22 protein-coding genes and 1 tRNA gene are annotated in these 23,360 nt (G+C 69.7%); 9 read left to right on the top strand and 14 right to left on the bottom strand.

The window, feature by feature from the left end; all coding sequences use genetic code 11:
- Positions 1–73 precede the first annotated feature (73 nt).
- Complete coding sequence (hisS, locus tag FZO89_RS01230; protein WP_149101561.1) at positions 74–1,456, bottom strand: histidine--tRNA ligase; 1,383 nt, start codon at positions 1,454–1,456, stop codon at positions 74–76.
- A 205-nt stretch (positions 1,457–1,661) separates the two neighbouring features.
- Between hisS and FZO89_RS01235 the strand changes: the two genes are divergently transcribed.
- Both FZO89_RS01235 and FZO89_RS01240 read left to right on the top strand, forming a co-directional pair.
- Positions 1,662–2,399 carry a Crp/Fnr family transcriptional regulator gene (locus tag FZO89_RS01235; protein ID WP_262378468.1) on the top strand — a complete coding sequence of 246 codons (738 nt, stop codon included), beginning with the start codon at positions 1,662–1,664 and terminating at the stop codon, positions 2,397–2,399.
- 93 nt (positions 2,400–2,492) lie between these two features.
- Positions 2,493–2,569: transfer RNA gene (locus FZO89_RS01240), tRNA-Pro, on the top strand.
- A 62-nt stretch (positions 2,570–2,631) separates the two neighbouring features.
- Here the strand turns inward: FZO89_RS01240 and FZO89_RS18690 are convergent.
- Complete coding sequence (locus FZO89_RS18690; protein ID WP_262378469.1) at positions 2,632–2,775, bottom strand: hypothetical protein; 144 nt, start codon at positions 2,773–2,775, stop codon at positions 2,632–2,634.
- 424 nt (positions 2,776–3,199) lie between these two features.
- Between FZO89_RS18690 and FZO89_RS01250 the strand changes: the two genes are divergently transcribed.
- On the top strand, positions 3,200–3,412 hold the full coding sequence (locus tag FZO89_RS01250) for a hypothetical protein (protein WP_149101562.1): 213 nt from the start codon (positions 3,200–3,202) through the stop codon (positions 3,410–3,412).
- 624 nt (positions 3,413–4,036) lie between these two features.
- Here FZO89_RS01250 and FZO89_RS01255 read toward each other — a convergent pair.
- The 11 genes from FZO89_RS01255 to FZO89_RS01305 form a co-directional block, all read right to left on the bottom strand.
- Positions 4,037–5,293, bottom strand: coding sequence for a glutamate-5-semialdehyde dehydrogenase (locus tag FZO89_RS01255; RefSeq protein ID WP_149101563.1), 1,257 nt, complete (start codon positions 5,291–5,293; stop codon positions 4,037–4,039).
- Positions 5,294–5,366: 73 nt separating this feature from the next.
- Positions 5,367–6,506 carry a glutamate 5-kinase gene (gene proB / locus FZO89_RS01260; RefSeq protein WP_149101564.1) on the bottom strand — a complete coding sequence of 380 codons (1,140 nt, stop codon included), beginning with the start codon at positions 6,504–6,506 and terminating at the stop codon, positions 5,367–5,369.
- Positions 6,507–6,510: 4 nt separating this feature from the next.
- Positions 6,511–6,750: a YciI family protein gene (locus FZO89_RS01265; protein WP_149103975.1), complete on the bottom strand. Its 240-nt coding sequence runs from the start codon at positions 6,748–6,750 to the stop codon at positions 6,511–6,513.
- Positions 6,751–6,776: 26 nt separating this feature from the next.
- Entirely contained in the window at positions 6,777–8,069 is a 1,293-nt protein-coding gene (gene argH, locus FZO89_RS01270) for an argininosuccinate lyase (RefSeq protein ID WP_149101565.1), read from the bottom strand.
- A 95-nt stretch (positions 8,070–8,164) separates the two neighbouring features.
- Positions 8,165–9,118: an N-acetyl-gamma-glutamyl-phosphate reductase gene (gene argC / locus FZO89_RS01275; RefSeq protein WP_149101566.1), complete on the bottom strand. Its 954-nt coding sequence runs from the start codon at positions 9,116–9,118 to the stop codon at positions 8,165–8,167.
- Positions 9,115–9,726: a GNAT family N-acetyltransferase gene (locus FZO89_RS01280; RefSeq protein WP_149101567.1), complete on the bottom strand. Its 612-nt coding sequence runs from the start codon at positions 9,724–9,726 to the stop codon at positions 9,115–9,117. Before FZO89_RS01280 ends, argC begins: the two co-directional genes overlap by 4 nt.
- 3 nt (positions 9,727–9,729) lie before the next feature.
- Positions 9,730–11,052, bottom strand: coding sequence for an acetylglutamate kinase (locus tag FZO89_RS01285; RefSeq protein WP_149101568.1), 1,323 nt, complete (start codon positions 11,050–11,052; stop codon positions 9,730–9,732).
- Positions 11,049–12,137: an acetylornithine deacetylase gene (locus tag FZO89_RS01290; RefSeq protein WP_149101569.1), complete on the bottom strand. Its 1,089-nt coding sequence runs from the start codon at positions 12,135–12,137 to the stop codon at positions 11,049–11,051. Before FZO89_RS01290 ends, FZO89_RS01285 begins: the two co-directional genes overlap by 4 nt.
- Positions 12,138–12,261: 124 nt before the next feature.
- Positions 12,262–13,509: an argininosuccinate synthase gene (locus tag FZO89_RS01295; protein ID WP_149101570.1), complete on the bottom strand. Its 1,248-nt coding sequence runs from the start codon at positions 13,507–13,509 to the stop codon at positions 12,262–12,264.
- A 66-nt stretch (positions 13,510–13,575) separates the two neighbouring features.
- Positions 13,576–14,595, bottom strand: coding sequence for an N-acetylornithine carbamoyltransferase (locus FZO89_RS01300; protein ID WP_149101571.1), 1,020 nt, complete (start codon positions 14,593–14,595; stop codon positions 13,576–13,578).
- A 246-nt stretch (positions 14,596–14,841) separates the two neighbouring features.
- Entirely contained in the window at positions 14,842–15,345 is a 504-nt protein-coding gene (locus FZO89_RS01305) for a hypothetical protein (protein ID WP_262378470.1), read from the bottom strand.
- Positions 15,346–15,503: 158 nt separating this feature from the next.
- On the opposite strand from FZO89_RS01305, the gene cysS reads away from it, so the two are divergent.
- From cysS to FZO89_RS01320, 3 genes are all read left to right on the top strand, one after another.
- Positions 15,504–16,880: a cysteine--tRNA ligase gene (cysS, locus tag FZO89_RS01310; RefSeq protein WP_149101572.1), complete on the top strand. Its 1,377-nt coding sequence runs from the start codon at positions 15,504–15,506 to the stop codon at positions 16,878–16,880.
- 689 nt (positions 16,881–17,569) lie between these two features.
- Positions 17,570–18,013, top strand: a complete 444-nt coding sequence (locus FZO89_RS01315) for a SufE family protein (protein WP_149101573.1) — start codon at positions 17,570–17,572, stop codon at positions 18,011–18,013.
- Positions 18,014–18,084: 71 nt separating this feature from the next.
- Entirely contained in the window at positions 18,085–19,263 is a 1,179-nt protein-coding gene (locus tag FZO89_RS01320) for an MFS transporter (protein WP_149103977.1), read from the top strand.
- A gap of 171 nt (positions 19,264–19,434) precedes the next feature.
- Here the strand turns inward: FZO89_RS01320 and dksA are convergent, their stop codons facing one another.
- A complete protein-coding gene (dksA, locus tag FZO89_RS01325) occupies positions 19,435–20,409 on the bottom strand; it encodes an RNA polymerase-binding protein DksA (protein ID WP_425480406.1) in 975 nt (324 codons plus the stop codon).
- 88 nt (positions 20,410–20,497) lie between these two features.
- Between dksA and yidD the strand changes: the two genes are divergently transcribed.
- Genes yidD through FZO89_RS01340 form a run of 3 tightly spaced genes read left to right on the top strand, consistent with a single transcriptional unit; the run spans position 20,498 to position 23,031 of the window.
- Positions 20,498–20,731 carry a membrane protein insertion efficiency factor YidD gene (gene yidD, locus FZO89_RS01330; protein WP_149101575.1) on the top strand — a complete coding sequence of 78 codons (234 nt, stop codon included), beginning with the start codon at positions 20,498–20,500 and terminating at the stop codon, positions 20,729–20,731.
- Complete coding sequence (locus tag FZO89_RS01335; protein ID WP_149101576.1) at positions 20,732–22,078, top strand: dihydroorotase; 1,347 nt, start codon at positions 20,732–20,734, stop codon at positions 22,076–22,078.
- Positions 22,075–23,031, top strand: a complete 957-nt coding sequence (locus FZO89_RS01340) for a M23 family metallopeptidase (RefSeq protein ID WP_149101577.1) — start codon at positions 22,075–22,077, stop codon at positions 23,029–23,031. The genes FZO89_RS01335 and FZO89_RS01340 overlap by 4 nt, the downstream gene beginning before the upstream one ends.
- Positions 23,032–23,360 lie beyond the last annotated feature (329 nt).

The raw sequence follows: 23,360 nt of genomic DNA on the forward strand, positions 1-23,360 counted from the left end.
CAGATCCCTCGCTGCGCTCGGGACGACACCGTTCAGGCGTTCTCGGCGGCAAGCGGCGGCAGCGTTGCCCGCATCAACCCGCGCTCTTGCCCAGCGCCCGCCACTGCTCGCGCTCGACCAGCAGCGTGCGCGCCAGGTCGGCATCGGCCACCTCGAACTGCTCGCCGCGGCGCAGGTCCTTGACCGCCACCAAGCCCTTGGCCGCCTCGTCCTCGCCGCGCACCACCACGAAGCGGATCCCGGCGCGATCGGCATACTGGAACTGGCGCGCCAGCTTGCGCGGTTCGAGCTGGGTCTCGACGTTGAGCCCGGCGCCGCGCAGTTGCTGCGACAGCCCGAGCGCGTGGTCGAGTCCGGCATCGTCGAACAGCGTCACCAGCACGTCGACCGAGCTGTCGGCGGTCTCGATCAGGCCGGCCTCGCGCAGTTGCCAGAACAGCCGGGTCAGGCCGATCGAAATGCCGACGCCCGGCAGCCTCGACTTCGTGTAGTGGCTGGCCAGGTTGTCGTAGCGGCCGCCCGAGCAGATCGAACCGATGCCCGGATGCGCGTCGAGCGTGGTTTCGTAGACGATGCCGGTGTAGTAGTCCAGGCCGCGCGCGATCGACAGGTTGAGCGCGTAGCGCGACTCCGGCACGCCGAGCGCCTGCAGCCGCCGCAGCACCTCGCGCAGTTCTTCGCGGCCTTCCTCGAACAGCGGCGTGCCGTCGCCCAGCGCGTCGAGCCTGGCCAGCGCATCGGCGTGGCCTTTCGAACGCACCCGCGAAAACGCCATGAGCCTGTCGATGACTCCCGATGCCAGGCCGAAGCCCTCGCCGGACAGGGTCGCGCGCACCGCATCCTCGCCGCGCTTGTCGAGCTTGTCGATCTCGCGCAGCACCGGCACCTGCGCGTCGGCGGCGATGCCCTGGCCCTCGAAATATCCGCGCAGCAGCTTGCGATGGTTGAACTGGATGGTGAAGTCGCCGATGTCCAGCGCCTCGAACACGGCGCTGATCACCGCCGGAATCTCGGCGTCGTGGCGCGGCGACAGCGCGTCCTTTCCGATCACGTCGATGTCGCACTGGTAGAACTCGCGGAAACGGCCGCGCTGGGCGCGCTCGCCGCGGTACACCCGCTGCATCTGGTAGCGCCGGAACGGGAACGCCAGCTCATGTTCGTGTTCGGCGACGTAGCGCGCCAGCGGCACGGTAAGGTCGAAGCGCAGGGCCAGCTCCGGCGGGCCGTCGGAGGCCTTCTCCAGCGCGCCCGTCGACTGGGCGAAGTACACCTGGCGCTCGGTCTCGCCGCCGGACTTGGTCAGCAGCACCTCCGACAGCTCGAACACAGGCGTCTCGATCGGCAGGAAGCCGAAGCCCTCGAAGCTGCGCCGGATCGTGTCGAGCATGCGCTGGAACGCGATCTGGTCGCGTGGCAGCAGTTCCATGATGCCGGGCGGGGTACGGGGCTTGATCATGCCGATGACGGGCGTATGCGAGGGGAAAGCGCCCATTCTACCCGGGCGGGGAACCGGGCCGGCGCAGCCGGGGAATCCCGGGGCCGTGGCGGAACACGGAGCGCACGGGAGCGCCTTGCGCCCGCGCCGTTCACGGGTGGGACATTTCATCCAGCGCATGCCGGCGCGCGGGCCGCTATGATGCAATCCTGCGAACGCCAGCCGCATGACCAGCCCCAACCTCGCCCGCTGCAGACAACATTCCCGCGCCGTCGTGCCGCTCGACTGCGCGCACTGCGCCGTGCGCGACCTCGCGGTCTGCGCGTCCCTGCCGCCGCAGGAAGTCGACTCGCTCGAGCGCTACGTCTCGTCCATGGAGCTGCAGGCCAACGCCGAGCTGGCCCGCGCCGGCCAGCCCTGCCGCCAGGCCTACAGCGTCACCAGCGGCATGCTGCGCCTGGTGCGGACGCTGGCCGATGCCCGGCGCCAGGTGGTGGCCTTCGTCCTGCCGGGCCATTTCGTCGGGCTCACGGAGCACGTGGTCCATCGCCAGAGCATCGAGGCGGTGGTGCCCAGCCGGGTCTGCGCGTTCGAGCTCGACGGCATCCGCGACCTGCGCCAGCGCTTCCCCGGCTTCGAGCACAGCCTGCTCGAGCGCGCCTGCCGCGACCTCGACGACGCCCACGACGCCATGCTGCTGCTGGCGCGCCTGTCGCCGCTGGAGCGGCTGGCGAGCTTCCTGCTGCGCCTGCGTGGACAGATGAAGATCCGCGAGGACGACCCGCGCATGGCGCTGCCGATGGGCCGCGGCGACATCGCCGACCACCTGGGGCTGACCGTCGAAACCGTGAGCCGCAGCTTCACCCGGCTGCGCGAGCAGGGCGTGATCGCACTCCCGGACCCGCAGCACGTCGAGATACTCGACGCCGGGGCGTTGTCGGAACTCGCCTCCGCGCTGCGCTGACCGTCGCGCCGGAACCGCCGCAGGACCGGCCACCGCGCCGAACCCCTTGCCTAGCGCCCCACCCGGTCACTAAAATACGCGGCTTGCCCAAGTCGGGGTGTAGCTCAGCCTGGTAGAGCGCTACGTTCGGGACGTAGAAGTCGCAGGTTCAAATCCTGTCTCCCCGACCAATCGGATCAAGCAGTTGCGAAAGAGCCGGCCATGCGCCGGCTTTTTTCGTTTCCGCGGTCGGTCATTCGCAGCGCGCGGACTCGATGATGTTGCCGGCATCGATGCGCACGCGCAGGCGGTCGCCGCGACGATCGGCAAGCGGCCTGCTGTCCGGACCGATCGGATCGACCAGTCCCGCACCGCTCTCGCGGGCCAGCCGGCGCATGTTGGCCTCGTCGGCAGGCTGCCCTGCCGCCCAGCCGAGCCCGCTGTCCCGGCACGCGCCGCTTCCACCGACGGAGGGACCCGGCGTCGACATGCAGCCGGCCAGCAGGACGCCTGCGGCCAGCGCTGGAAGGGTCGGAATCGCAGAGGCCGGAGCCGGTTTCGGGATCATCATGGCGCCTCCCTGACTGCGGTCGACATTGGCCGCCGGGGGAGCATACCCGCCCCGACTGTAGGAAAAGTCCTACACGGCATCGGGAGCTTCGCCGACTGCGGCGGATCACGCGGCAACCGACACTGGCAACGCCCCGGCAGCCCGGCCAATGCAACTGGCAACGGATGCCGCTCAGCAACGGAAACCAGAGCCGCGACCTTGAGCAAGTCGACCGCTGGGCCGGGGCGCCTTCTTTCCCGCGGAGCAAGCAATGACCGGATCCACCCTGCGACTGGTCCACAGCGGCGGCGGCTGGCAGTTGCTGGACGACGGCAGGCCGGTCTTCTGGTTTCCCGAACGCAGCAAGGGCCTGGAAATCGCCCGGCTGATGGCCGACGCGCGCAACCTCAACGACGGCCGGCTGACCCGGGTCGAGGCGCAGAACGACGACGGCGAGCTCGAGACCGTCGTGGCGTACGGCTGAACAGGGAACCGCGAAACCGTCATCCATCAGCGCGCGGCAGGCATCGCGCGCCATCTCTCCAGGCAACGATCATTCGTCTCGGGACCGGCTGCGCCGGTCCCTTTTTTTCTCCCATGTGAGGGAGAAATGGTCCGCGATGGAGAAGTCCCTGTCAGGACTCCGGATGGACGCCGCGCCCTGCCGCCCGGGAATCGCTTGTCGCTCGGTCAGGGCATCCTGCCCTGACTCGCGCGCAAAACATCCATGTCTTGCTTGCCGCGATCCCCGCGCGCCAGGACGCGGCTCATCGATGCTCCGGCCGCAATGGCCCGGCAGCTAGCTTCTTCGAAGCCACGCCAATGATGCGCCGATGGGCGTTCCGGGCCGGGTGTTGCGGAAAGCAGCGCATGGATGCGCTGCGGCGGCGAGTCAGCCATGGGTGAGCGCGGACGTCTTGCGCGGCACTGCCGCGCGTCCGCGCGAGCGCCCGGCGCGTTGCGCCGGGCCGGACCGCGCAGCGGGCTGACCGAGCCGAGCAGCAATGCCCGGCCCGGAACGACCCGGGCCGCAAGCCCGGGTCCAACCCTCCGAAAACCTGGCCAACTCCCTCACATGGGAGAAGAAGCTCTTTTTTCGCGGGCCGCGTCAGCCGTGGATATTGCGCGTCTGCCCCTCGCCCCGGACCACGAAGCGCTCCACGGTCAACGCCTCCAGGCCCATCGGCCCGTAGGCGTGCAGCCGCGTGGTCGAGATGCCGATCTCGGCACCGAGGCCGAGCTCGCCGCCATCGCTGAAGCGCGACGAGGCATTGACCATCACCACCGCCGAGCGCAACGCCTGCACGAATTTCTCCGCGTTGCCCGCATCGCGCGTGACGATCACCTCGGTGTGGTCCGAGCCGTGCCTGCGGATGTGGGCGATCGCCGCCTGGAGCGAATCGACCACCCGGATCGCGATCACCAGGTCGAGGTACTCGGCGTCGTAGTCGTCTTCGGTCGCCTCGCCCGCGCCGGCGAAGATCGCCCGCGTGGCGGCATCGCCGCGCAGCTCGACGCCATGCCCGCGCAGGGTCGCGGCGGCTCGGGGCAGGAATTCCGCGGCCGCGCCGGCATGCACGAGCAGCGTCTCCAGCGCATTGCAGGCGCTGGGCCTGGAGACCTTGCCGTCGACCAGCAGGCGCAGGGCGAGATCCTGGTCGGCGTCGGCATCGACGTACAGGTGGCAGACGCCCTTGTAGTGCTTGATCACCGGCACCCGCGCATGCTCGGCCACGAACCGGATCAGGCCCTCGCCGCCGCGCGGGATCGCGAGATCGACGATGTCGGTGAGCTGCAGCAGTTCGAGCATGGTCTCGCGGCGGAGATCTTCGACGATCGTCAGCGCGGCGGCAGGCACCCCGGCGGCGACCAGCGCCCGCTGCAGCGCGGCCGCGATCGCCAGGTTCGAACGGAGCGCCTCGCTGCCGCCGCGCAGGATCACGCCGTTGCCGGCCTTCAGGCACAACGCCGCGGCGTCCGCGGTCACGTTGGGGCGCGCCTCGTAGATCATCGCCACCACGCCGAGCGGCGTGCGCACGCGTTCCACGCAGATGCCGTTGGGCCTGGTTTCGCGTCGCGTCACCTGCCCCACCGGGTCGGGCAGCGCGGCAACCTCGCGCAATGCGTCGGCGATGCCCGTGAGCCTGGCGTCGTCCAGGCGCAGCCGGTCGAGCATCGCCGGTCCGACGCCCTTGGCCTGCGCTGCCGCCATGTCCTGCGCGTTGGCGGCGAGGATCGCCTGCGCATCGGACAGCAGGGCATCGGCCATCGCACGCAGCATCGCGTCCTTGGCGACGGTGGGCAGCGCGGCGACCACCTGGGCGGCGTCGCGACATCTGAGGGCGAGGTGGCGGATGTCGGTCATGGCAGGGTCGCAAGGGGCTGATTCGAGGCGCGCCGGTTCGGTCGCCGGCGCTTCGCGTTGGATGGGGCGTTCGCTAAATCAGCATCAGATCGTCTCGGTGGATGACGGTACCGCCGTAGCTGTAGCCCAGCACCGCCTCGATCTCGCGCGAATGACGGCGCGCGACGCGACGGATGTCGGCGGCGGAGTACTGGCTGACCCCACGCGCGACACGGCGGGTGCCGCGCTCGTCGCGCTGCACGATCTCGACCATGTCGCCGCGACGGAAGTCGCCGTCGGCAGTGACCACCCCGCCCGGCAGCAGCGAGGCGCCCTTTTCCACGAGCGCGTTGGCCGCGCCCGCGTCGACGACGATGGCGCCCGGCTCGGCCGGCGCGTTCTGCAGCCAGTGCTTGCGCACCGCGACGCGGCTGCGCAGGGCGTGGATGCGGGTGCCGCGCAGGCGGTCGGTCGCCAGTCCGGCCAGCACGTCGGCCCGGGTGCCGTTGAAAAGCACGGTGGCGACGCCCGCCGCCGAGGCGCGCTGCGCCGCCTCGAGCTTGGTCCGCATGCCACCGGTGCCCGCGGCGCTGCCGGTGCCGCCGGCGGCGGACAGCAACGCCTGGGTCAGTTGCGGCACCACCTCCACCGGGCGCGCGTCGGGATTGCGGCGCGGATCGGCGTCGTACAGGCCATCGATGTCGGTGGCGATGAACAGCACGTCGGCATCGACCAGCGCGGCGACGATCGCGGCGAGGTTGTCGTTGTCGCCGAGCTTGAGTTCGTCGACCGACACGGTGTCGTTCTCGTTGACCACCGGCACCGCGCGGTGGCGCAACAATGCCGCCAGCGTGGCCCGCGCATTGAGGTAGCGGCGGCGGTTGCGCAGGTCGTCGTGGGTCAGCAGCACCTGGGCCACGTGGCGGTCGAGCAGGCCCTGCCAGAACCCGATCAGGCGCGCCTGCCCGAGCGCGGCGAGCGCCTGGCGTTCGGCCATCTCGGCGCCGTCGTGCGGCTGCTCGCGCATGATCGCGCGCCCGGCCGCGACCGCGCCCGAGGACACAACCACCACTTCCCTGCCGGCCGCGTGCGAGGCGACGACGAACCCGGCGATCGCCTGCGCGTACTCGGTCGACAAACCGCCGCCGTTCGCGGCCAGCAGGCTGCTGCCGACCTTGAGCACGGCGCGTCGCCAGGGCGGCAACAACTGCTCGGAGAAGGGATGCGCGTCCATCGGCTCAGCGGGTGTTCCATTCGTGGACCGCGAGGTCCGAGGCGCCCTGGATCACCAGCGGATCGCGGCCCGCGATCTCGCGCGCCTGTTCCAGGCTGTCGATGCCGGTCAGAAGGTAGGCGCCGCCGCTGCGGTCGCCGAAGCCACCGCTCATCTCCAGCAGGCCACGTGCGCGCAGTTCGTCCAGGAACGCCGTGTGCGGCCCGACCAGCGACGGATCGAAACCGGGCCGCCGCATTAGCATCACCAGGTAGCGCGTCACCGGCTCGTTCACAACGCCTCCCAGCGCGCCTGCAAGGCGTCGAGCCTGAGGTCGCCGGCAGCGCCGGGCGATACGCGCGCGGACAGGCTGGCCTCGGGAGTGCGCCCCTGCCCGGCCGAGCCGGCACCCGCGGCTGCGGCGCGATAGGCCTCGCGGAACGGCACGCCGGCCACCGCCGCCTCGACCGCCACGTCGGTGGCGTACATGCCCGGATCGATCGCGGCCCGCATCCGGTCCTCGCGCCATTCGAGATTGGCCAGGAGCGCCGGCAGCAACTCGAGCGCCGCCAGGCCGCGACCGAAGCCGTGGAAGATCGCACCCTTGGAGCCCTGCAGGTCGCGGTGGTACCCCGACGGCAGCGACAGCAGCTGCTCGATCTCGGTGCGCGCGGCGGCGACGCTGGCGTGGGTGGCGCGCATCAGCTCGATCACGTCCGGGTTGCGCTTGTTGGGCATGATCGAACTGCCCGTGGTGTATTGCGCGGGAAGCGCCACGAAGCCGAACTCCGCGCTGGTGAACAGCGACAGGTCCCAGGCGATGCGGCGCAGGTCGAGGGTGGCGCTGCCGAGCGCTTCCAGCGCCGCCAGCTCGAACTTGCCGCGCGAAAGCTGGGCATACGCCGGCGAGACCTGCATCCGCCCGAAGCCGAGCGACGTGGTGGTGTGTTCGCGATCCAGCGCCAGGTTGACGCCGTAGCCGGCGGCAGTGCCGAGCGGATTGCAGTCGACCAGGGCGAGCGTGTCTGCCGCACGCACCGCATCGTCGATGAAGGCCTCTGCCCAGCCGGCCCACCACATGCCGGCCGACGACACCACGGCCCGCTGTACATGGGTGTAGCCGGGGATCGGCAGGTCGCGTTCGACCTGTGCGCGGTCCAGCGCGACCTTCGCGACCTCGCGAGAAAGCGATGCCACCCGCGCCAGCTTCTCCTTCAGCCACAGGCGCGTGGCCACCAGCACCTGGTCGTTGCGGCTGCGGCCGGTGTGGATCTTGCGGCCGGCATCGCCGAGGCGCTCGGTGAGGCGCGCCTCGATCGCGGAATGGCCGTCCTCGTAGCGCTCGTCGAGGACGAACGCGCCGGAGCGGAAGTCGTCGCCGAGTTGCGCCAGCTCGCGTTCCAGCCCTTCCAGCTCCGCGTCCGAGAGGATGCCGATGCGTCGCAGCCCCTGCGCATGCGCGGCACTGGCCCGGATGTCATGCAGGAAGAACTCGCGATCGAGCACCACGTCGTCGCCGGCGAGGAAGTGCTGGATCCGCGCGTCGACCTCGACACCGGGTTTCTGCCACAACAGGTCGGACATCTGGTTCTCCGTCGGGCGGGGCGCCCCGCCATCATTGTGTGCCAACAACTCCGTGATGGAACCCGCTCGCGTGCCAGGCGACGGCCAGGCGCGTGCTAGCGGGGAATCGCGGTCATCTCGTCGAAGCCGAACGCCAGGTTGAGGTTCTGCATGGCCTGCGTCGCCGCGCCCTTGAGCAGGTTGTCGAGCGTGGCCACCACGACCAGACGCCTGCCTTCCGCGTCCACCGCGAAGCCGCCGATCTCCACACCGTGCCGTCCCGCGATCCGGCTGACCCAGGGCGCGTCGTCGACGATGCGCACCAGCGGTTCGCCGGCATAACGCTCCCGGTACAGGCCACGCGCCGCCTCCAGGCCCACGGGCTCCGACAGGTGCAGGTTCACGGTCATGGTGATGCCGCGGAAATGCGGAGCGACATGCGGCATGAACTCCACCGGCCTGCCGAGCTGGCGCGTCACCTCGCGCTCGTGCATGTGCCCGACCAGCGCGTACGGCATCAGGTTGTCGCGCAGCAACTCGACATTGTTCTTGTCCGACGGGGTCGTGCCGGCACCCGAGTAGCCGGACACGCCGAAGCACTGCGGCGGGCCCGCCAGCCGCCCGAGCATCGGCGCGATCGCCAGCTGCATCGCGGTCGCGTAGCAGCCCGGATTGCTGATCCGCTTCTGTCCCGCGTAGCGGCCGCGCGTGAGTTCCGGCAGGCCGTAATGCCAGCCCTCGTCGAAGCGGTAGTCGGCGGACAGGTCGACGACCACCGTCTCCGGCGCGGCCGCGTCCAGCGCGGCGACGAAGGGCGCGGCCTTGCCATTGGGCAGGGCCAGCACGACGGCATCGGCCGCCTTCGCCGCGACCGCATCGGCGGCCAGCGATTCGAAGCGCAGGTCGCCGGCGTAACCCTCATCGTGCGCATCCACCCGCTGCCCGTCGAGTTCGCGCGAGGACACGAACGCCAGCTCGAAGTGTGGATGCGCGGCGACCAGCCGGATCAGCTCGCGGCCGGTGTGGCCGCGTGCGCCGATGATGCCGAGGGAAACGGGTGCGTGGCTCATGCGTGTGATTCCAGGCGGAAACGCAGGTGCCGGCGCACGGCCGGCCATTCGGTGTCGAGGATCGAGAACACCACGGTGTCGCGCAGCGAGCCGTCGGCGTGGCGCTTGGCGTTGCGCAGGACCCCGTCCTGCTTCGCGCCGAGCCGGGCGATCGCCGCGCGCGAGGCGTGGTTGAACCAGCTGGTCTCGAAACTCACGTTCACGCAGGCCAGGGTCTCGAAGGCGTGCTCGAGCAGCATCAGCTTGCATTCGCTGTTCACGCCGGTGCGCTGCACGCGCGGCGCGTACCAGGTGTAGCCGATCAGCAGCTTCGGCACCTCGGGTTCGAGGCCGTAGAAACGGGTGCTGCCGACGACGTCGCCGCGGGCATCGCGCACCGTGAAGGGCAGCACCCGGCCTGCGTCGCGTGCGGCCAGCACCTCGTCGACGTAGCCGGCGACCTGCGCCGGCGCCGGCACGTGGGTGTACCAGAGCCGGTCGAGGCCGCTGCCTTCAACCGCGGCGCGCAAGCCATCGACGTGCGCGACCTGCATCGGTTCGAGCACGGCATGGCGCCCGGCCAGCCTCGGCACGCTGCTCCACGCGGATGGATGCGGGCTTCCACTCATCGCTCAGTCCAGCAGCGTCGGCTGGCGCGTGGCGCAATGCGCCACGCAGCGTTCGATGTCGGCAAAGGCCTCGATCCCGTACCAGAACACCTTCCATTTCTCCTGCTTGTAGCAGCCATCGGACTCGGCGTAGTAGAAGATGTTGATCTGGTTGTTGTGTCGCGAGCGCCAGAACAGCTGCGGCGTCTCCTCGCGCATCACGTTCCAGACCGCGCGGCCGAGGCCCTCGCCCTGGGCGTCGTCCAGGACCGCGAACTTGTCCAGGTACACCATGCCGTCGCCGTCGGTGAGGATCACCGCGGCGCGGTAGTTCTCGCTGACGTAGGCGCGCAGCAGCGTGGTGCGTTCGAAGTAGTCCGGCGCCAGGCGCCGGCCGAAGCTGCGCTCGATCAGGTCGCGCAGGCGCTCGCGGTCGAACGCCTCCCAGTCCATGCCGCGCAGCACCTTCTCGCCGCGCCGGACCAGCGTGCCCGAACCCTTGTGCGTGAACAGTTCCTTGGCCAGGTCGGCTGGCCGGGTGATGGAGACCGACGATTCCAGCGGCAGGTGGTCGAGCAGGTCCTTGATCTGCTCGATCTTCACCTTCATCCCGCCGTTGATCCACGGCTGCTGCATCAGGTGCCCGTACTCGCTGGACAGGTTGATCGAATCGATCACCTGCCCTTCCGGGTCCAGCAGCCCGCCGGTGCCGGTGAGGAAGATGATCTTGTAGGGCTGCAGCACGCGCACCAGTTCGTTGGCGGCGAAGTCGGCGTTGATGTTGAGGATCTGCCCGCCTGGGGTCTCGCCGAGGCTGGCGATCACCGGGATCGAACTGGCCTGCAGGCTGGCCTCGATCGGCGCCAGGTTCACCGCCTTCACCTCGCCGACCAGGCCGTAGGTGTCGCGGTCGAGGTAGTCGGCCTCGAACACGCCGCCGGTGATCGAGGTGGCGCGGGCGCCGCCCTGCTGCAACGCCTCGACCAGGGCGAGGTTGGAGGCCTGGAACACGCGGCGCACGATCGCCAGCGCCTCGGGCGAGGTCACGCGCAGGCCGTTCACGGTCTGCTTGCCGATCCCGGCGGCCGCGAGTTCGGCATCGAGCTGCGGCCCGGCGCCATGCAGCACGATCGGGGTCAGGCCGACTTCCTGCAGGAACGACAGCGACGAGGTGAGCGCCTCGAGATCGTCGCGCAACACCGCGCCGCCGACCTTGACCACGGCGAAGCGCTTGGCGTCGACCTGCGAGAAGCGCTTGAGGTACTGGCTGATCTCCTTCGCGCTGGCCATGCTCGAGAGCAGGCGCACGATGGTCTGCCGGGTCTGCCGGTTGGCGTCGATGTTCATGCGGATCCGAGGATGCGGCCGACGATGCCGGCGTAGCGTTGCAGTTGTTCGAGCGAGACCCATTCGTCGGCGGTGTGCGCCTGGGCGATGTCGCCCGGCCCGAAGACGAGGGCGGTGAGCCCGGCACGGGAGAACAGCGAGGCCTCGGTCCAGAAGTCCACGGCGTTGCCGACCGGCAGGCCGAGTTCGTCGGCGAGGTCGCGCGCGGCGAGCCGGCGGTCCTCCGCCGCGGCGACATCGCCCGAGGGCAGCGAAGGACCGCGGAAGGTTTCTTCGTAGGCTTCGAGCGCATCGGGCGCTGCGAAACCCCGGAATGCCGCGTGCAGCTGCTCGATATCGTGCGAGGGCAGCGGCCGGAATCCGAAACGCAGCTCCGCCGCGGGCGCGATCACGTTGGCCTTGATGCCGCCCTCGATCCGGCCGATGTTGAAGCGCAGCCCGGTCAGTCCGCCGAAACGGCGATGCGATTCGAGCCCGACGAAGTCGAGCGCACGGCTGCTCCAGCGCACCGCGTGGTGCAGCGCGCTGGCATCGAGCGCCCCCGGCCCCGAGGCGTGCCCCGCCCTGCCCTTGAACGCCATGCGCACCGCGCTGATGCCGCGATGGGCCAGCACCGCCTCGCAGGACGTCGGTTCGGCGACGATCACGTCGGAAAAGCCATGGTCGCGCGCCAGGAAGGCGGCGATGCAGCGCGCATCGTTGGCTTCCTCGTCGCTGGTGAACAAAAAGGCGGCATCGCCCCGGGTGGCCTCCGCGACCGCGATCAGCCCGGCGGCCGCGCCCTTGATGTCGCAGGCGCCGAGCCCGATGGCGCGATCGTTCCCGATCCGCAGCACGTGGGGATCCGCGCTCCAGTGCGGCGAGGACGGCACCGTGTCCAGATGCACGTTGAACAGATGCCTCGGCTGCCCACGCACGGCGAACAGCGAGACCGCGCCGGCACCATGATCGCTCACTTCGACTCGGAAATCCGGCAGCTGCGCGCGGATGTAGTCGAAGATCCCGTCGGCCGTGATCGCGCGCGGCGGGTTGCGGGTGTCGAAGGACACCAGGGCTTCGAGGTGCTTGAGGATGCTGTCGAGCATGGTCTTGTGTCGTCCTGCAGACGGACTCTGGCTTGTCATCTCGAACGCAGTGAGAGATCTCCTCCCGCGGGACCGCCGCAAAGCGGATCCCTCACCACGTTCGGGACGACGGAAAGTCGGCGCCTCAGCGATTGACCTCCGCCCAGAGCGTGCTGCTCATGCCGAACAGCTTGATGAAGCCCTCGGCCTCCTCCACGCCCCAGTCGGCGGACTGCGCGTAGGTGGCGCCCTTCGAGTGCAGCAGGCGCGGCGACTTGACCGCCACCGCGTCGACGCGTCCGCCGCGGGTCTCCAGCACCACCTCGCCCGTGACCTGCTGCTGCGACGAGGCCAGGAACGCCTCGAGGTCGGTCTTCAGCGGGTCGTGGAAGAAGCCCTCGTACACCAGCTCCACCCACTTGCGCGCCACCTCTGGCTTGAAGCGGTTCTGCTGCTTGCTCAGCACCGCCTCCTCGAGCGCGCGGTGCGCGGTGAGCAATGCCACCAGGCCCGGCGCTTCGTAGACGATGCGGCCCTTGAGCCCGATCACGGTATCGCCGGTGTACATGCCGCGGCCGACGCCGTACGAGGCGAAGAGGCGATTGAGCTTCGCCAGGATCTGCTCGCCGGGCAGCACCTTGCCGTCGAGTTCCACCGCTTCGCCGCGCTCGAAGCGCAGGTTCACCGTCAGCGGCTCGACCGGCCACGCGCCGCGCGGCGCGCACCAGCCGCGCGCGCCCTCGCCCGGCGTCTCCCACTGGTCGATCTCGCCGCCGGACATGGTCACGCCCAGCAGGTTCTCGTTGATCGTGTAGGCCTTCTGCTTGGCGCGCACGCCGAAACCGCGCTGCTCCAGGTAGGCCTGCTCGTAGGCGCGGGTCTGGGTGTGCTCCTTCTGGATCTCGCGGATCGGCGCCACGATGCGGTAGCTGCCCTGCGCCTTGATCGCCAGGTCGAAGCGCACCTGGTCGTTGCCCATGCCGGTGCAGCCATGCGCGATCGCATTGGTGCCGAGCTCGGCGGCGCGCGCGAGCGACGCATCCACGATCAGGTAGCGGTCCGACACCAGCAGCGGGTACTGGCCCTGGTAGCCCTCGCCCGCCCACACGAACGGCCTGACGAAGCCGCTCCAGATCGCGGGCCCGCCATCGACGGTGACGTGGCTGGCCACGCCCAGCTCGGCCGCGCGCTTCTCGATGAACTCGCGCTCGTCGGCATCCACGCCGCCGGTGTCGGCGAACACGGTATGCACGTTCCAGCCGCGTTCCTGCAGGTACGGCACACAGAAGCTGGTGTCCAGGCCGCCCGAGAACGCGAGGACGATGTCGCGGCTTGCAGCCGCGGGGTCGGGGATTGGGGATTCGGGATTCGGGGAAGCGGCTTGCTGCGACATGGGGGAATCTCTGTGGAAATGATGATCTGACCGGCGGCGGGATCCGCTGTCGCGAATCCCCAATCCCTAGTCCCGGCGGCCCACCAGGGCCGCCATCACGCTTTTTTGCACGTGCAGGCGGTTCTCGGCCTCGTCGATGGCGATGCAGTTCGGCGAGTCCATCACCGCGTCGGTGGCCTTGACGTTGCGGCGCAGCGGCAGGCAGTGGCTGAACACGCCGTTGTCGGTCAGCGCCATCTTGGCCTCGTCGACGATGAAGTGCCTGTACTGGTCGCGGATCGGCTTCTCCGGCGCCCAGTTTCCGAAGTACGGCAGCGCGCCCCAGCTCTTGGCGTAGACCACGTCGGCGCCGGTGTAGGCGCTGTCGATGTCGTGGCTGACCGCCAGCGAGCCGCCGCTCTCGGCCACGTTCTGCGCCGCCCAGCCCATGTAGCGCTCGTCGAGCACGTACTCGGGCGTGGGGCACAGCAGGGTCACGTCCATTCCCAGGCGGGTGGCGATGGTGAGGGCGGAGTTCGCGACCGCTGTATTCAGCGGCCTGGGGTGGTAGGTCCAGGTGAGGACGTACTTCTTCCCGCGCAGGTCGGAGGTGCCGAAGTGCTCCTGCAGCGCCAGCGCGTGCGCCAGTTCCTGGCAGGGATGGGTGATGGTTTCCATGTTGATCACCGGCACCGGCGAATACTTCGCGAACGACTTCAGCACCAGGTCCTCGCGATCGCGCGTCCAGTCGACGAACTTCGGGAAGGCCCGCACGCCGATCAGGTCGACGTAGCGCCCCAGCACGCGCGCCACCTCCGCGATGTGCTCCTCGGTATCGCCGTCCATCACCGTGCCCAGGTCGAACTCGACCGGCCATGCATCCTTGCCCGGCTGCAGCACCACCGCGTGCCCGCCGAGCTGGAACGCGCCCAGCTCGAAACTGGTGCGGGTACGCATCGACGGGTTGAAGAACACCAGCGCGATCGAGCGACCCTTGAGCGCATCGCCGAGCTTGTCGCGCTTGAAGACGGCGGCCTGCGCCAGCAGCGCATCGAGATCTGCGCGGCTCCAGTCCTGCGTGTTGAGGAAATGCTTCATTGACGGCATCCAGGTCTCGGGTAGATGGCGATTGCGTGCTTCAGAAACGAAAAAACCCAGCCTCTGGCTGGGTTCCGGCATGACGGCGAAAACGTCCGGTCGACCCAGCTCAGGCGCAGGGATCCGGTCGGCGCGCACGCGAGGTCATGCCGGCCGCCATGCGGGCGGAGGTCAGGACATCGGCGTGGGCAAGTGCATGTTTCACGGCGCGCATCCTCGCACGGCGCGGCACGCACTGCAACAAACCCCGCAGGCTCAAGGGGTTTCCTGTGAAACCAGCGGCGTCACCGAAACGCGCACCCGCAGCCGGTTGCCCGGGTCCGCCGGCAGCCGCGAGCGGTACTTGACGCCACGATGCACGTAATCCACGTCGTAGGCGATGGGGCGCCGGAACTCGCGCTCGACGGGCACCATCCGGCACTGCCCCCCGGCCGAGGGCGCGACTTCCTCCACCTTCGGATCCGGGGTCAGCGCGCCCTTGACCGCGCCGATCATGCGCGCGAAGCCGGTCTTGTCCTCGGTCTCCTCGACCGGGGTCGAGGCTTCGCAACGCTCGACCATGCTGGTGGCCTGCAGGGTCTGGTACACCGGTTCTGCACGCAGCACCTGGGCGTATTCGACCCTCACGTTCTCCGGCTGGCGCGCCGGCGCCGCTTCCGGCTCCGTCTGCGCGGCCGCTGGCAGCGCAAGGCACAGGACCAGGGCGGCGGAGAGCCCGGCGCGGAGCCTGTGGACGGGGAACTTCGGGATTCGGACCATTGCGCGCCAGTGTAGGCGCTGTCGACCCGCCCTCGGCTGAACCCTCGCCGCCTTCGGCGCCCGACCGGGAGGGCCGCACCGGCGCATCCCGCGGCGCCGAGCCTGCCCGCGAGCCGCGACACGCTCTAGAATCGACCGTTTCCCGCCGCCGTGTGCCGATGCCCCTGCGCCTGTTCAACAGCCTCACCCGCCGCGTCGAAGCCTTCGTGCCGCTCGATCCGGCCTGCCCGACGATGTACCTGTGCGGGCCGACCGTCTACAACTACGTGCACATCGGCAACGCGCGCGGACCGGTGGTGTTCGGCGTACTGGCCGCGCTGCTGCGGCGGCGCCACGGCGACCTGCGCTATGCGCGCAACATCACCGACGTCGACGACAAGATCAACGCCGCCGCGCGCGCCGCCGGCGTGCCGATCGCCACGATCACCGACCGCTTCGCCGCCGCCTACCGCGAAGACATGGCCGCGCTGGGCGTGGACGGCATGTTCAAGCCCGACCTGGAACCCGCCGCGACCGAGCACATCGCGCAGATGACCGACATGATCGCGCGCCTGATCGCCAGTGGGCACGCCTACGAGGCCGACGGCCACGTGCTGTTCGCGGTCGAGACCTTCGAGGACTACGGCAAGCTCTCCCGGCGCGACCCGGACGAGATGCTGGCCGGGGCTCGGGTCGAGGTGGCGCCGTACAAGCGCAATCCCGGCGATTTCGTGTTGTGGAAGCCATCGAACGACGACCTCCCCGGCTGGGAGTCGCCCTGGGGCCGCGGCCGGCCGGGCTGGCACATCGAATGCTCGGCCATGGCCGCGGCGCACCTGGGCGAGACCATCGACATCCACGCCGGCGGGGTCGACCTGCAGTTCCCGCACCACGAGAACGAGGTCGCGCAGAGCGAGTGCGCGCACGGCGGGCGGATCTTCGCGCGGACCTGGTTGCACAACGGGATGCTGACCCTGTCGGGCACGAAGATGTCGAAGTCGCTCGGCAATATCGAGAAGGTGCACGACCTGGTACGCGAACACCCGCCAGAGGCACTGCGCTATGCGCTGCTGTCGGCGCACTACCGGCAGCCGCTGGACTGGTCGGATGCGCTGATCGAGCAGAGCGTGCGGACCCTGGACCGGCTGTACGGGACGCTGCGCGACCTGGCCGATGTCGCGGCCGCTCCGACCATACCCGCGGAAGTGGAAACCGCGCTCGACGACGACCTCAACACGCCGGCGGCGCTGGCGGAACTCGCCCGGATCGCGGGCGAGGCACGCAGGGCGGAAACGGACGACGACCGCCAGCGGCTGAAGGCGGAACTGCTCGGCGCGGGCCTGGCGCTGGGGCTGCTGCAACAGTCGCCGCAGGCATGGTTCGCGCGCGGTGCTTCCGGCGAGGGCGACGAGCGCATCCAGGCGCTGATCGACGAGCGCGCGGCGGCGAAGCAGTCGCGCGATTTCGCCCGGGCGGATGCGATCCGCGAGCAGCTGGCTGCGGAGGGCATCCTGCTGGAGGACACGGCGCAGGGGGTGCGGTGGAAGCGGGCCTGAGGGTCGGCGCCTGCCCTATCGGTTCCCACGGAAATGCAAGAGCTTCCGCTCGCCGAGGGCGAGCGGGTTCATTTCTTTTGATGAGCGTCAAAAGAAACGAACCAAAGAAAAACGCTCTCCCCGCAACGGCACAAGCTCGAGGCTGACACAGGATCGGGATTTTCCGACTCGCCATCCATGGCTCGGTCGGAAAACGCCGCACATCCTGTGCGGCTCCCTCCGGGTCTGGAGTTCACACGGTGGTTTGAAGAAGTGCGCGACGATCCGTTTCTCGCCTGCCTCACGTCACGCATCCTTGTCGATGACGCTGTCCCCAATCTGTGCTTACCGGGTCCGCTTCTGCTCAGAGTGATGCGGCGTCGGGATTGGGAGACCCGGAGGGCGGCGCGCAGGACGCGCGCCGTTTTTCTTTGGTTCGTTTCTTTTGGCGCTTTCCAAAAGAAATGAACCCGGCCGCCGCAGGCGGACGGAAGCTCTTGCACGTCAAGATCCGCATGGGCCAACAACAGTTCCGACGCGTGACGCAAAAAAAATCTGCCCCGTGTTCTTTCGTGGAAAGTACCTGCAGAACTTGATCAGTCGCCGAACGGGGAGCCTGATGGCCGTCCTCGCCGCAGCCCCATCTGCGACAATACCGCCCCACCACACTCGACATCCGCGCCCCCACCTGGCGCCACCACCCAGCCCAAGTGACCACCCCCTCCCCCTTCCCCCTCGAACCCACCCCCGCCGCCGCCCAGGCCGCGATCAAGGAAGAATTCGCCTTCTTCAGCGACTGGTCCGAGCGCTACCAGTACCTGATCGACCTCGGCCGCAAGCTGCCGCCGTTCCCGGAGGAATGGAAGACCGAGGAGCATCGCCTGCTCGGCTGCCAGTCGATGGTCTGGATCGTGCCCGAGGGCGATGCGGCGCGGCTGGATTTCCGCGCGACGAGCGATTCGGCCATCGTCTCGGGCCTGATCTATCTCGCGCTGCGCGTGTACTCGGGCCGCAGTGCGCGCGAGATCGTCGAGACCGAGGCCGACTACATCGCCGACATCGGCCTGGCCAAACACCTCTCGCCGACCCGCAACAACGGGCTGGCGGCACTGCTGGCCTTCATCCGAGAGTCCGCCAAGCGCGCGCTGGCGTGAGCCCGGGCGGGTCGAAGCGGAAAGAGGACAGCCGCGCCGCGCCACTGCGCAACCGGGATTTCCGCCTGCTGATGGGGTTCCGGATCTTCACGATCCTGTCCTACCAGGGCGTGGCGGTGACGGTCGGCTGGCATGTCTACGAGCTCACCCGCGACCCGTGGATGCTGGGCCTGATCGGGCTTGCCGAAGTGGTGCCCTACTTCTGCGTCGCGCCGTTCGCCGGCCACCTGGTCGACATCCTGCCGCGGCGCAGGCTCGGCGCTTTCGCGGCCGCCTGCCTGGCGATCACGCCGCTGCTGCTGGTGGCGATCGCGACCGGCTGGTGGACCGCCGGCGGACTCGCGGCGATCTATGCCGCGATCGCGCTGACCGGCTGCGTGCGCGCGTTTCTGGGCCCGGTCTACAACGCGGTGTTCGCACGGGTGCTGCCGCGCGAACAGTACGTGCGCGGGGCCAGCCTGGGCAGCATCGTGTTCCAGTCGGGGCTGGTGACGGGGCCGGCGATCGGCGGCTTCCTGGTCGGATGGGCCGGCAAGCCCGTCGCCTACGGCGTGGCCGCGGTGTTCGCGGCGCTCGCCGCGGTGGCGATGCTGCGCCTGCGGGTCAGCGAACCGGCGCCGCAGCTACAGCGCGCGCCGATCTTCGCCAGCATCGCCGAGGGTGCGCGCTTCGTGTTCGGTCACCAGATCCTGCTCGGGGCGCTGGCGCTGGACATGTTCGCGGTCCTGTTCGGCGGCGCGATTTCGCTGGCGCCCGCCTTCATCACCGAGATCCTGCACTACGGACCGGAAGGGCTCGGCATCCTGCGCGCTGCGCCGGCGCTGGGCGCCGTGGCGGTCGGGGTGTGGCTGGCGCGCCGCCCGCTGGACCGCGATGCCGGGCGCATCCTGCTGTTCGCCGTGGCAGGGTTCGGGGCATGCATGGTCGGTTTCGGGTTGTCCGGGATGTTCTGGCTGTCGGCGGCGTTCCTGCTGCTCTCGGGCGTCTGCGATGGCATTTCGGTGGTCACCCGCTCGACGATCATGCAACTGGCCACGCCCGACCACATGCGCGGGCGGGTCTCGTCGATCAACGGCCTGTTCGTCGGCTCGTCCAACGAAATCGGTGCGTTCTACGCCGGCTCGATGGCGCGCCTGCTCGGCCTGGTGCCGGCAGTGGTCCTCGGCGGCTGCGTCACCGTCGGCATCGCCGCCGCGACGGCCTGGCGTTCGCCGAAGCTGCGCCGGTTGCACTTCAGCGACCTCAAGTGACCCACCCTGGCGAGCGTGCTGCGTTCGCCCGCCGCGTCGACGCGAGCATGCCCCCGCGTCCGGACTCCTCGCTTCCCCGGCCGGCAGCTCGAGCGCCGTTCGCGGTTCGGTCCCGGAAAAGGAAAAACCCCGCCGAAGCGGGGTTTTCCAGATCGAAGGCGCGCCGGCGACTCAATCGCCCATCTGCTTCTGCATGTGCTCCCAGCGCTCCTGGGCATCGATGGTGCGTTCGGCCTGCGGCCTGGCTTCGAGCCGGTCGAGTCCGATTTCCTCGCCGGTGTCGACGCAGTAGCCGTAATCGCCCTCGTCGACGCGACGGATGATGCTCTCGATCTTGTTGATCAGCTTGCGGTAGCGGTCGCGGGTGCGCAGCTCCAGCGCGTTCTCGGTCTCGCGGCTGGCACGCTCGGCCTCGTCGCCGACATCGCGCACTTCGTCCTTGAGGTTCTCGATGGTCTGCCGCGACTCGTCGACCAGCTCCTCGCGACGCGCGAGCAGCTTCTGCCGGAAATACTCGAGCTGCAGCGGATTCATGTACTCCTCGTCCGCGGCGGGCTTGTAGCCGGCGGGCAGGATCGGGCGACCGGACTCGGGGTCTGTCTCGTAGGGGACGACCTTGAATTTCGGCTTCACCGCGGGGGCCGAGGACTTGGTGGTCACGGCGACCGCGACCTTGCCCTGGACCCGCGGCGTGGGCGCCCGGGCGACCGCTGACGCCGCAGGTGCGCTGGTCGGCGTGGCGGCTTTGCCCTTCTTCTCGGCCACAGCGGGCGCGGAAGCCGGCTTCACCGGCGCGGGCGCCTTCCTGGACGTGGCCGCAGCCTTCGCCGGAGCGGTCTTCGCCGCAGGCGCTGCCGCCTTCTTCGCGACCGGCTTGGCGGCCTTCTTCGCGGGGGCCACGGCGGGCTTGCCGGCCGGCTTCTTCGCCGGTGCCTTGGCCACCTTCTTCGCGACCGGGGCCTTTTTCGCAGGCGCCTTCTTCGCTGCTGCCTTGCGGGCGGCAGCGGGTTTGGCGGCGGCCTTCTTCGCAGGCGCCTTCTTCACCGCCTTCGCGGCGGACTTGGCCGCCTTGCGGGCGGCAGGCTTGGCCGCTTTCGCGGGCTTGGCGGTTTTCTTCGCAGACTTCTTGACGACCACTTGCTGCAATTCCTCTTGGTTTCCCTTGGACGGGAAAAGCGGGCTGTTATACCCTGCCCCGGCGGCAGCGGCAACCGCGCCGAACCCGAAAGAAGCCGTGATCGACCGATTCCTCATCGCCCTGCTGCGGGGCTACAAGCGCTTCATCAGCCCGTTGCTGGGCCCGCGCTGCCGGTTCGTGCCCAGTTGCTCCGAGTACGCGATGGAAGCGATCGGCCGTTTCGGCGTGCTCCGCGGCGGCTGGCTGGCGGTGCGCCGGGTCGGTCGCTGCCACCCCCTCCACCCGGGCGGCCTGGATCCGGTGCCACCCAAGACCGACGGAACCCGCTGAATGGCCGACACCCTGATCGTCAATGCCCGCCTGGTGAACGAGGGCCGCGAGTTCGACGGCGACCTGCGGATCGAAGGCGATCGCATCGCCGCCATCGGCAGCGGCCTGTCCGCACGTGCGAACGAGACCGTGGTGGACGCGGCCGGCCGGCGCCTGCTGCCCGGCATGATCGACGACCAGGTGCACTTCCGCGAGCCGGGCATGGAGCACAAGGCCGACATCGCGACCGAATCCGCCGCGGCGGTGGCCGGCGGGCTGACCAGCTTCATGGACATGCCCAACACCAGCCCGCCGACGCTGAACGACGCCGCACTGGCGGACAAGTACGCGCGGGCCAACGGCCGTGCGCGCGCCAACTACGGCTTCTACTTCGGCGCCAGCAACGACAACCTGGAGAACGTGCGCGGCATCGATCCGAAGGCCACGCCCGGCCTGAAGGTCTTCATGGGTGCATCCACCGGCAACATGCTGGTCGACGATCCCGACACGCTCGATGCGATCTTCCGCGACACCCCGGTGCCGATCATCACCCACTGCGAGGACACGCCGATGATCGACGCGATCCTGGCGCAGTACCGGGAGAAGTACGGCGACGACATCCCGCCCGAATGCCACCCCGACATCCGTTCGCGCGAGGCCTGCATCAAGTCCACGCGTCTGGCGCTGGAACTGGCGCGGAAACACGATACCCGCCTGCACGTGCTGCACATCTCGACCGCAGACGAACTGGCGCTGTTCGAGCGCGGGCCCATGATTCGCGCCGATGGCAGCCGCAAGCGCATCACCGCCGAGACCTGCATCCATTTCCTGCGCTTCGACCGCGCCGACTACGCGCGGCTGGGCCACCAGATCAAGTGCAACCCCGCGATCAAGGACGCCTCCGACCGCGTTGCGCTGCTGCAGGCGCTGGCCGACGACGTGGTCGACGTGCTCGCCACCGACCACGCGCCGCATACCTGGGAGGAGAAGCACAATCCCTACGTGCGCGCGCCCAGCGGCCTGCCCCTGGTGCAGTACGCGCTGGTGGCGGCGCTGGAGTGCGTGCATGAAGGGCACTTCGACACCGCCCGCGTGGTGCAGAAGTTCGCGCACGCGCCGGCGCAGCTGTTCGACGTGAAACAGCGCGGGTTCCTGCGCGAAGGCTACTTCGCGGACCTGGTGCTGGTGGACGACACGCCGTTCACCGTGCGCCGCGAGGACGTGCTGTCCAAGTGCGGCTGGTCGCCGTTCGAGGGCACCACCTTCCGTTCGCGCATCGCATCGACCTGGGTCAATGGTGCGCTGGCCTGGGACGGCGCGTCGCTGGTCGGGAATCCGCTGGGCCGGCGGCTGGAGTTCGATCGATGACGCTGGCGTACTGCCGGGCATCCGGCCTGCGCCCGCCCCTGCCGCTGGTCCACGCGCACGCCGCCGGCGGCGCCGTGCGTGCGCGCGCCTCGCGCGCCTCGCGCGTGGTGCGATGGGTGCTGCTGGCCGCGATCGCCTGGCTGCCGGGCGTCGCGCCATTGCCGATCGCCCGCGCGGACGACGCCGTTGCAGCGACGGACGACCGCGTGGTGTTCCCCGCCAGTGTGCCGCAGGGCGCGATGGTGCTCGGCAAGGTGCCGCCCGGCAGCGCGGTCACCCACGCCGGCCGCACGCTGCGGACGACCGGCTACGGGACGGTGGTGTTCGGCGTCGGCCGCGACGCGACCGGACCGCTGGTGGTATCGGTGGTGCGCCCCGATGGTCGCCGCGAGGACGCCCGCCTCGCGGTCCAGCCGCGCGACTGGCCGCTGCAGCGCGTGAACGGCGTCCCGCCGAAGACCGTGGACCCGCCGCCGGCCATCGCCGAACGGATCCGACGCGAGCAGGCGCGCGTCTCCGCGGCCCGCGTTCGCGACGATCCCCGTACCGATTTCACCCAGGCCTTCGTGCGCCCGGTCGAGGGACGCATCAGCGGCCGTTTCGGCCGTGCGCGCGTATACAACGGCAAGCCGGGCGCACCGCATTCGGGCATGGACATCGCCGCCGCCAGCGGTACGCCGGTGCGCGCGCCCGCTGCCGGCATCGTGACCTTCGCCGACAAGGACCTGTACCTGACCGGCGGCACCCTGCTGGTCGACCACGGCCACGGCATCAGCAGCAACTTCCTGCACCTGTCGCGGATCGACGTGAAGGTGGGCGAGCGGGTGGAACAGGGCCAGGTGATCGCGGCGGTGGGGTCGACCGGGCGTTCCACCGGGCCGCATCTGCATTGGGGGATGAGCTGGTTCGATGTGCGCATCGATCCCCAACTGGTGCTCGAACGCGCCCCGTAGCCCGGACAAGGCCGAAGGCCGCATCCGGGGCCGCATCATTTGCGACGCCGGCGACACCCACCCCGGGTGCGCTTCGCTTACCCGGGCTACGCGGGGTGGGACCCGTGGCCCGGATAAGGCCGACGGCCGCATCCGGGACCGCGTCAGATTCGCGGCGCCGGCGACACCCATCCCGGGTGCGCTTCGCTTACCCGGGCTACGCGGGGTGGGACCGTAGCCCGGATAAGGCCGAAGGCCGCATCCGGGGTCGCGCCAGATTCGCGGCGCCGGCGACACCCACCCGGGTGCGCTACGCTTACCCGGGCTACGCGGGGTGGGACCGTAGCCCG

It is taken from the genome of Luteimonas viscosa, from assembly GCF_008244685.1.
Classification (GTDB): Bacteria; Pseudomonadota; Gammaproteobacteria; order Xanthomonadales; family Xanthomonadaceae; genus Luteimonas; species Luteimonas viscosa.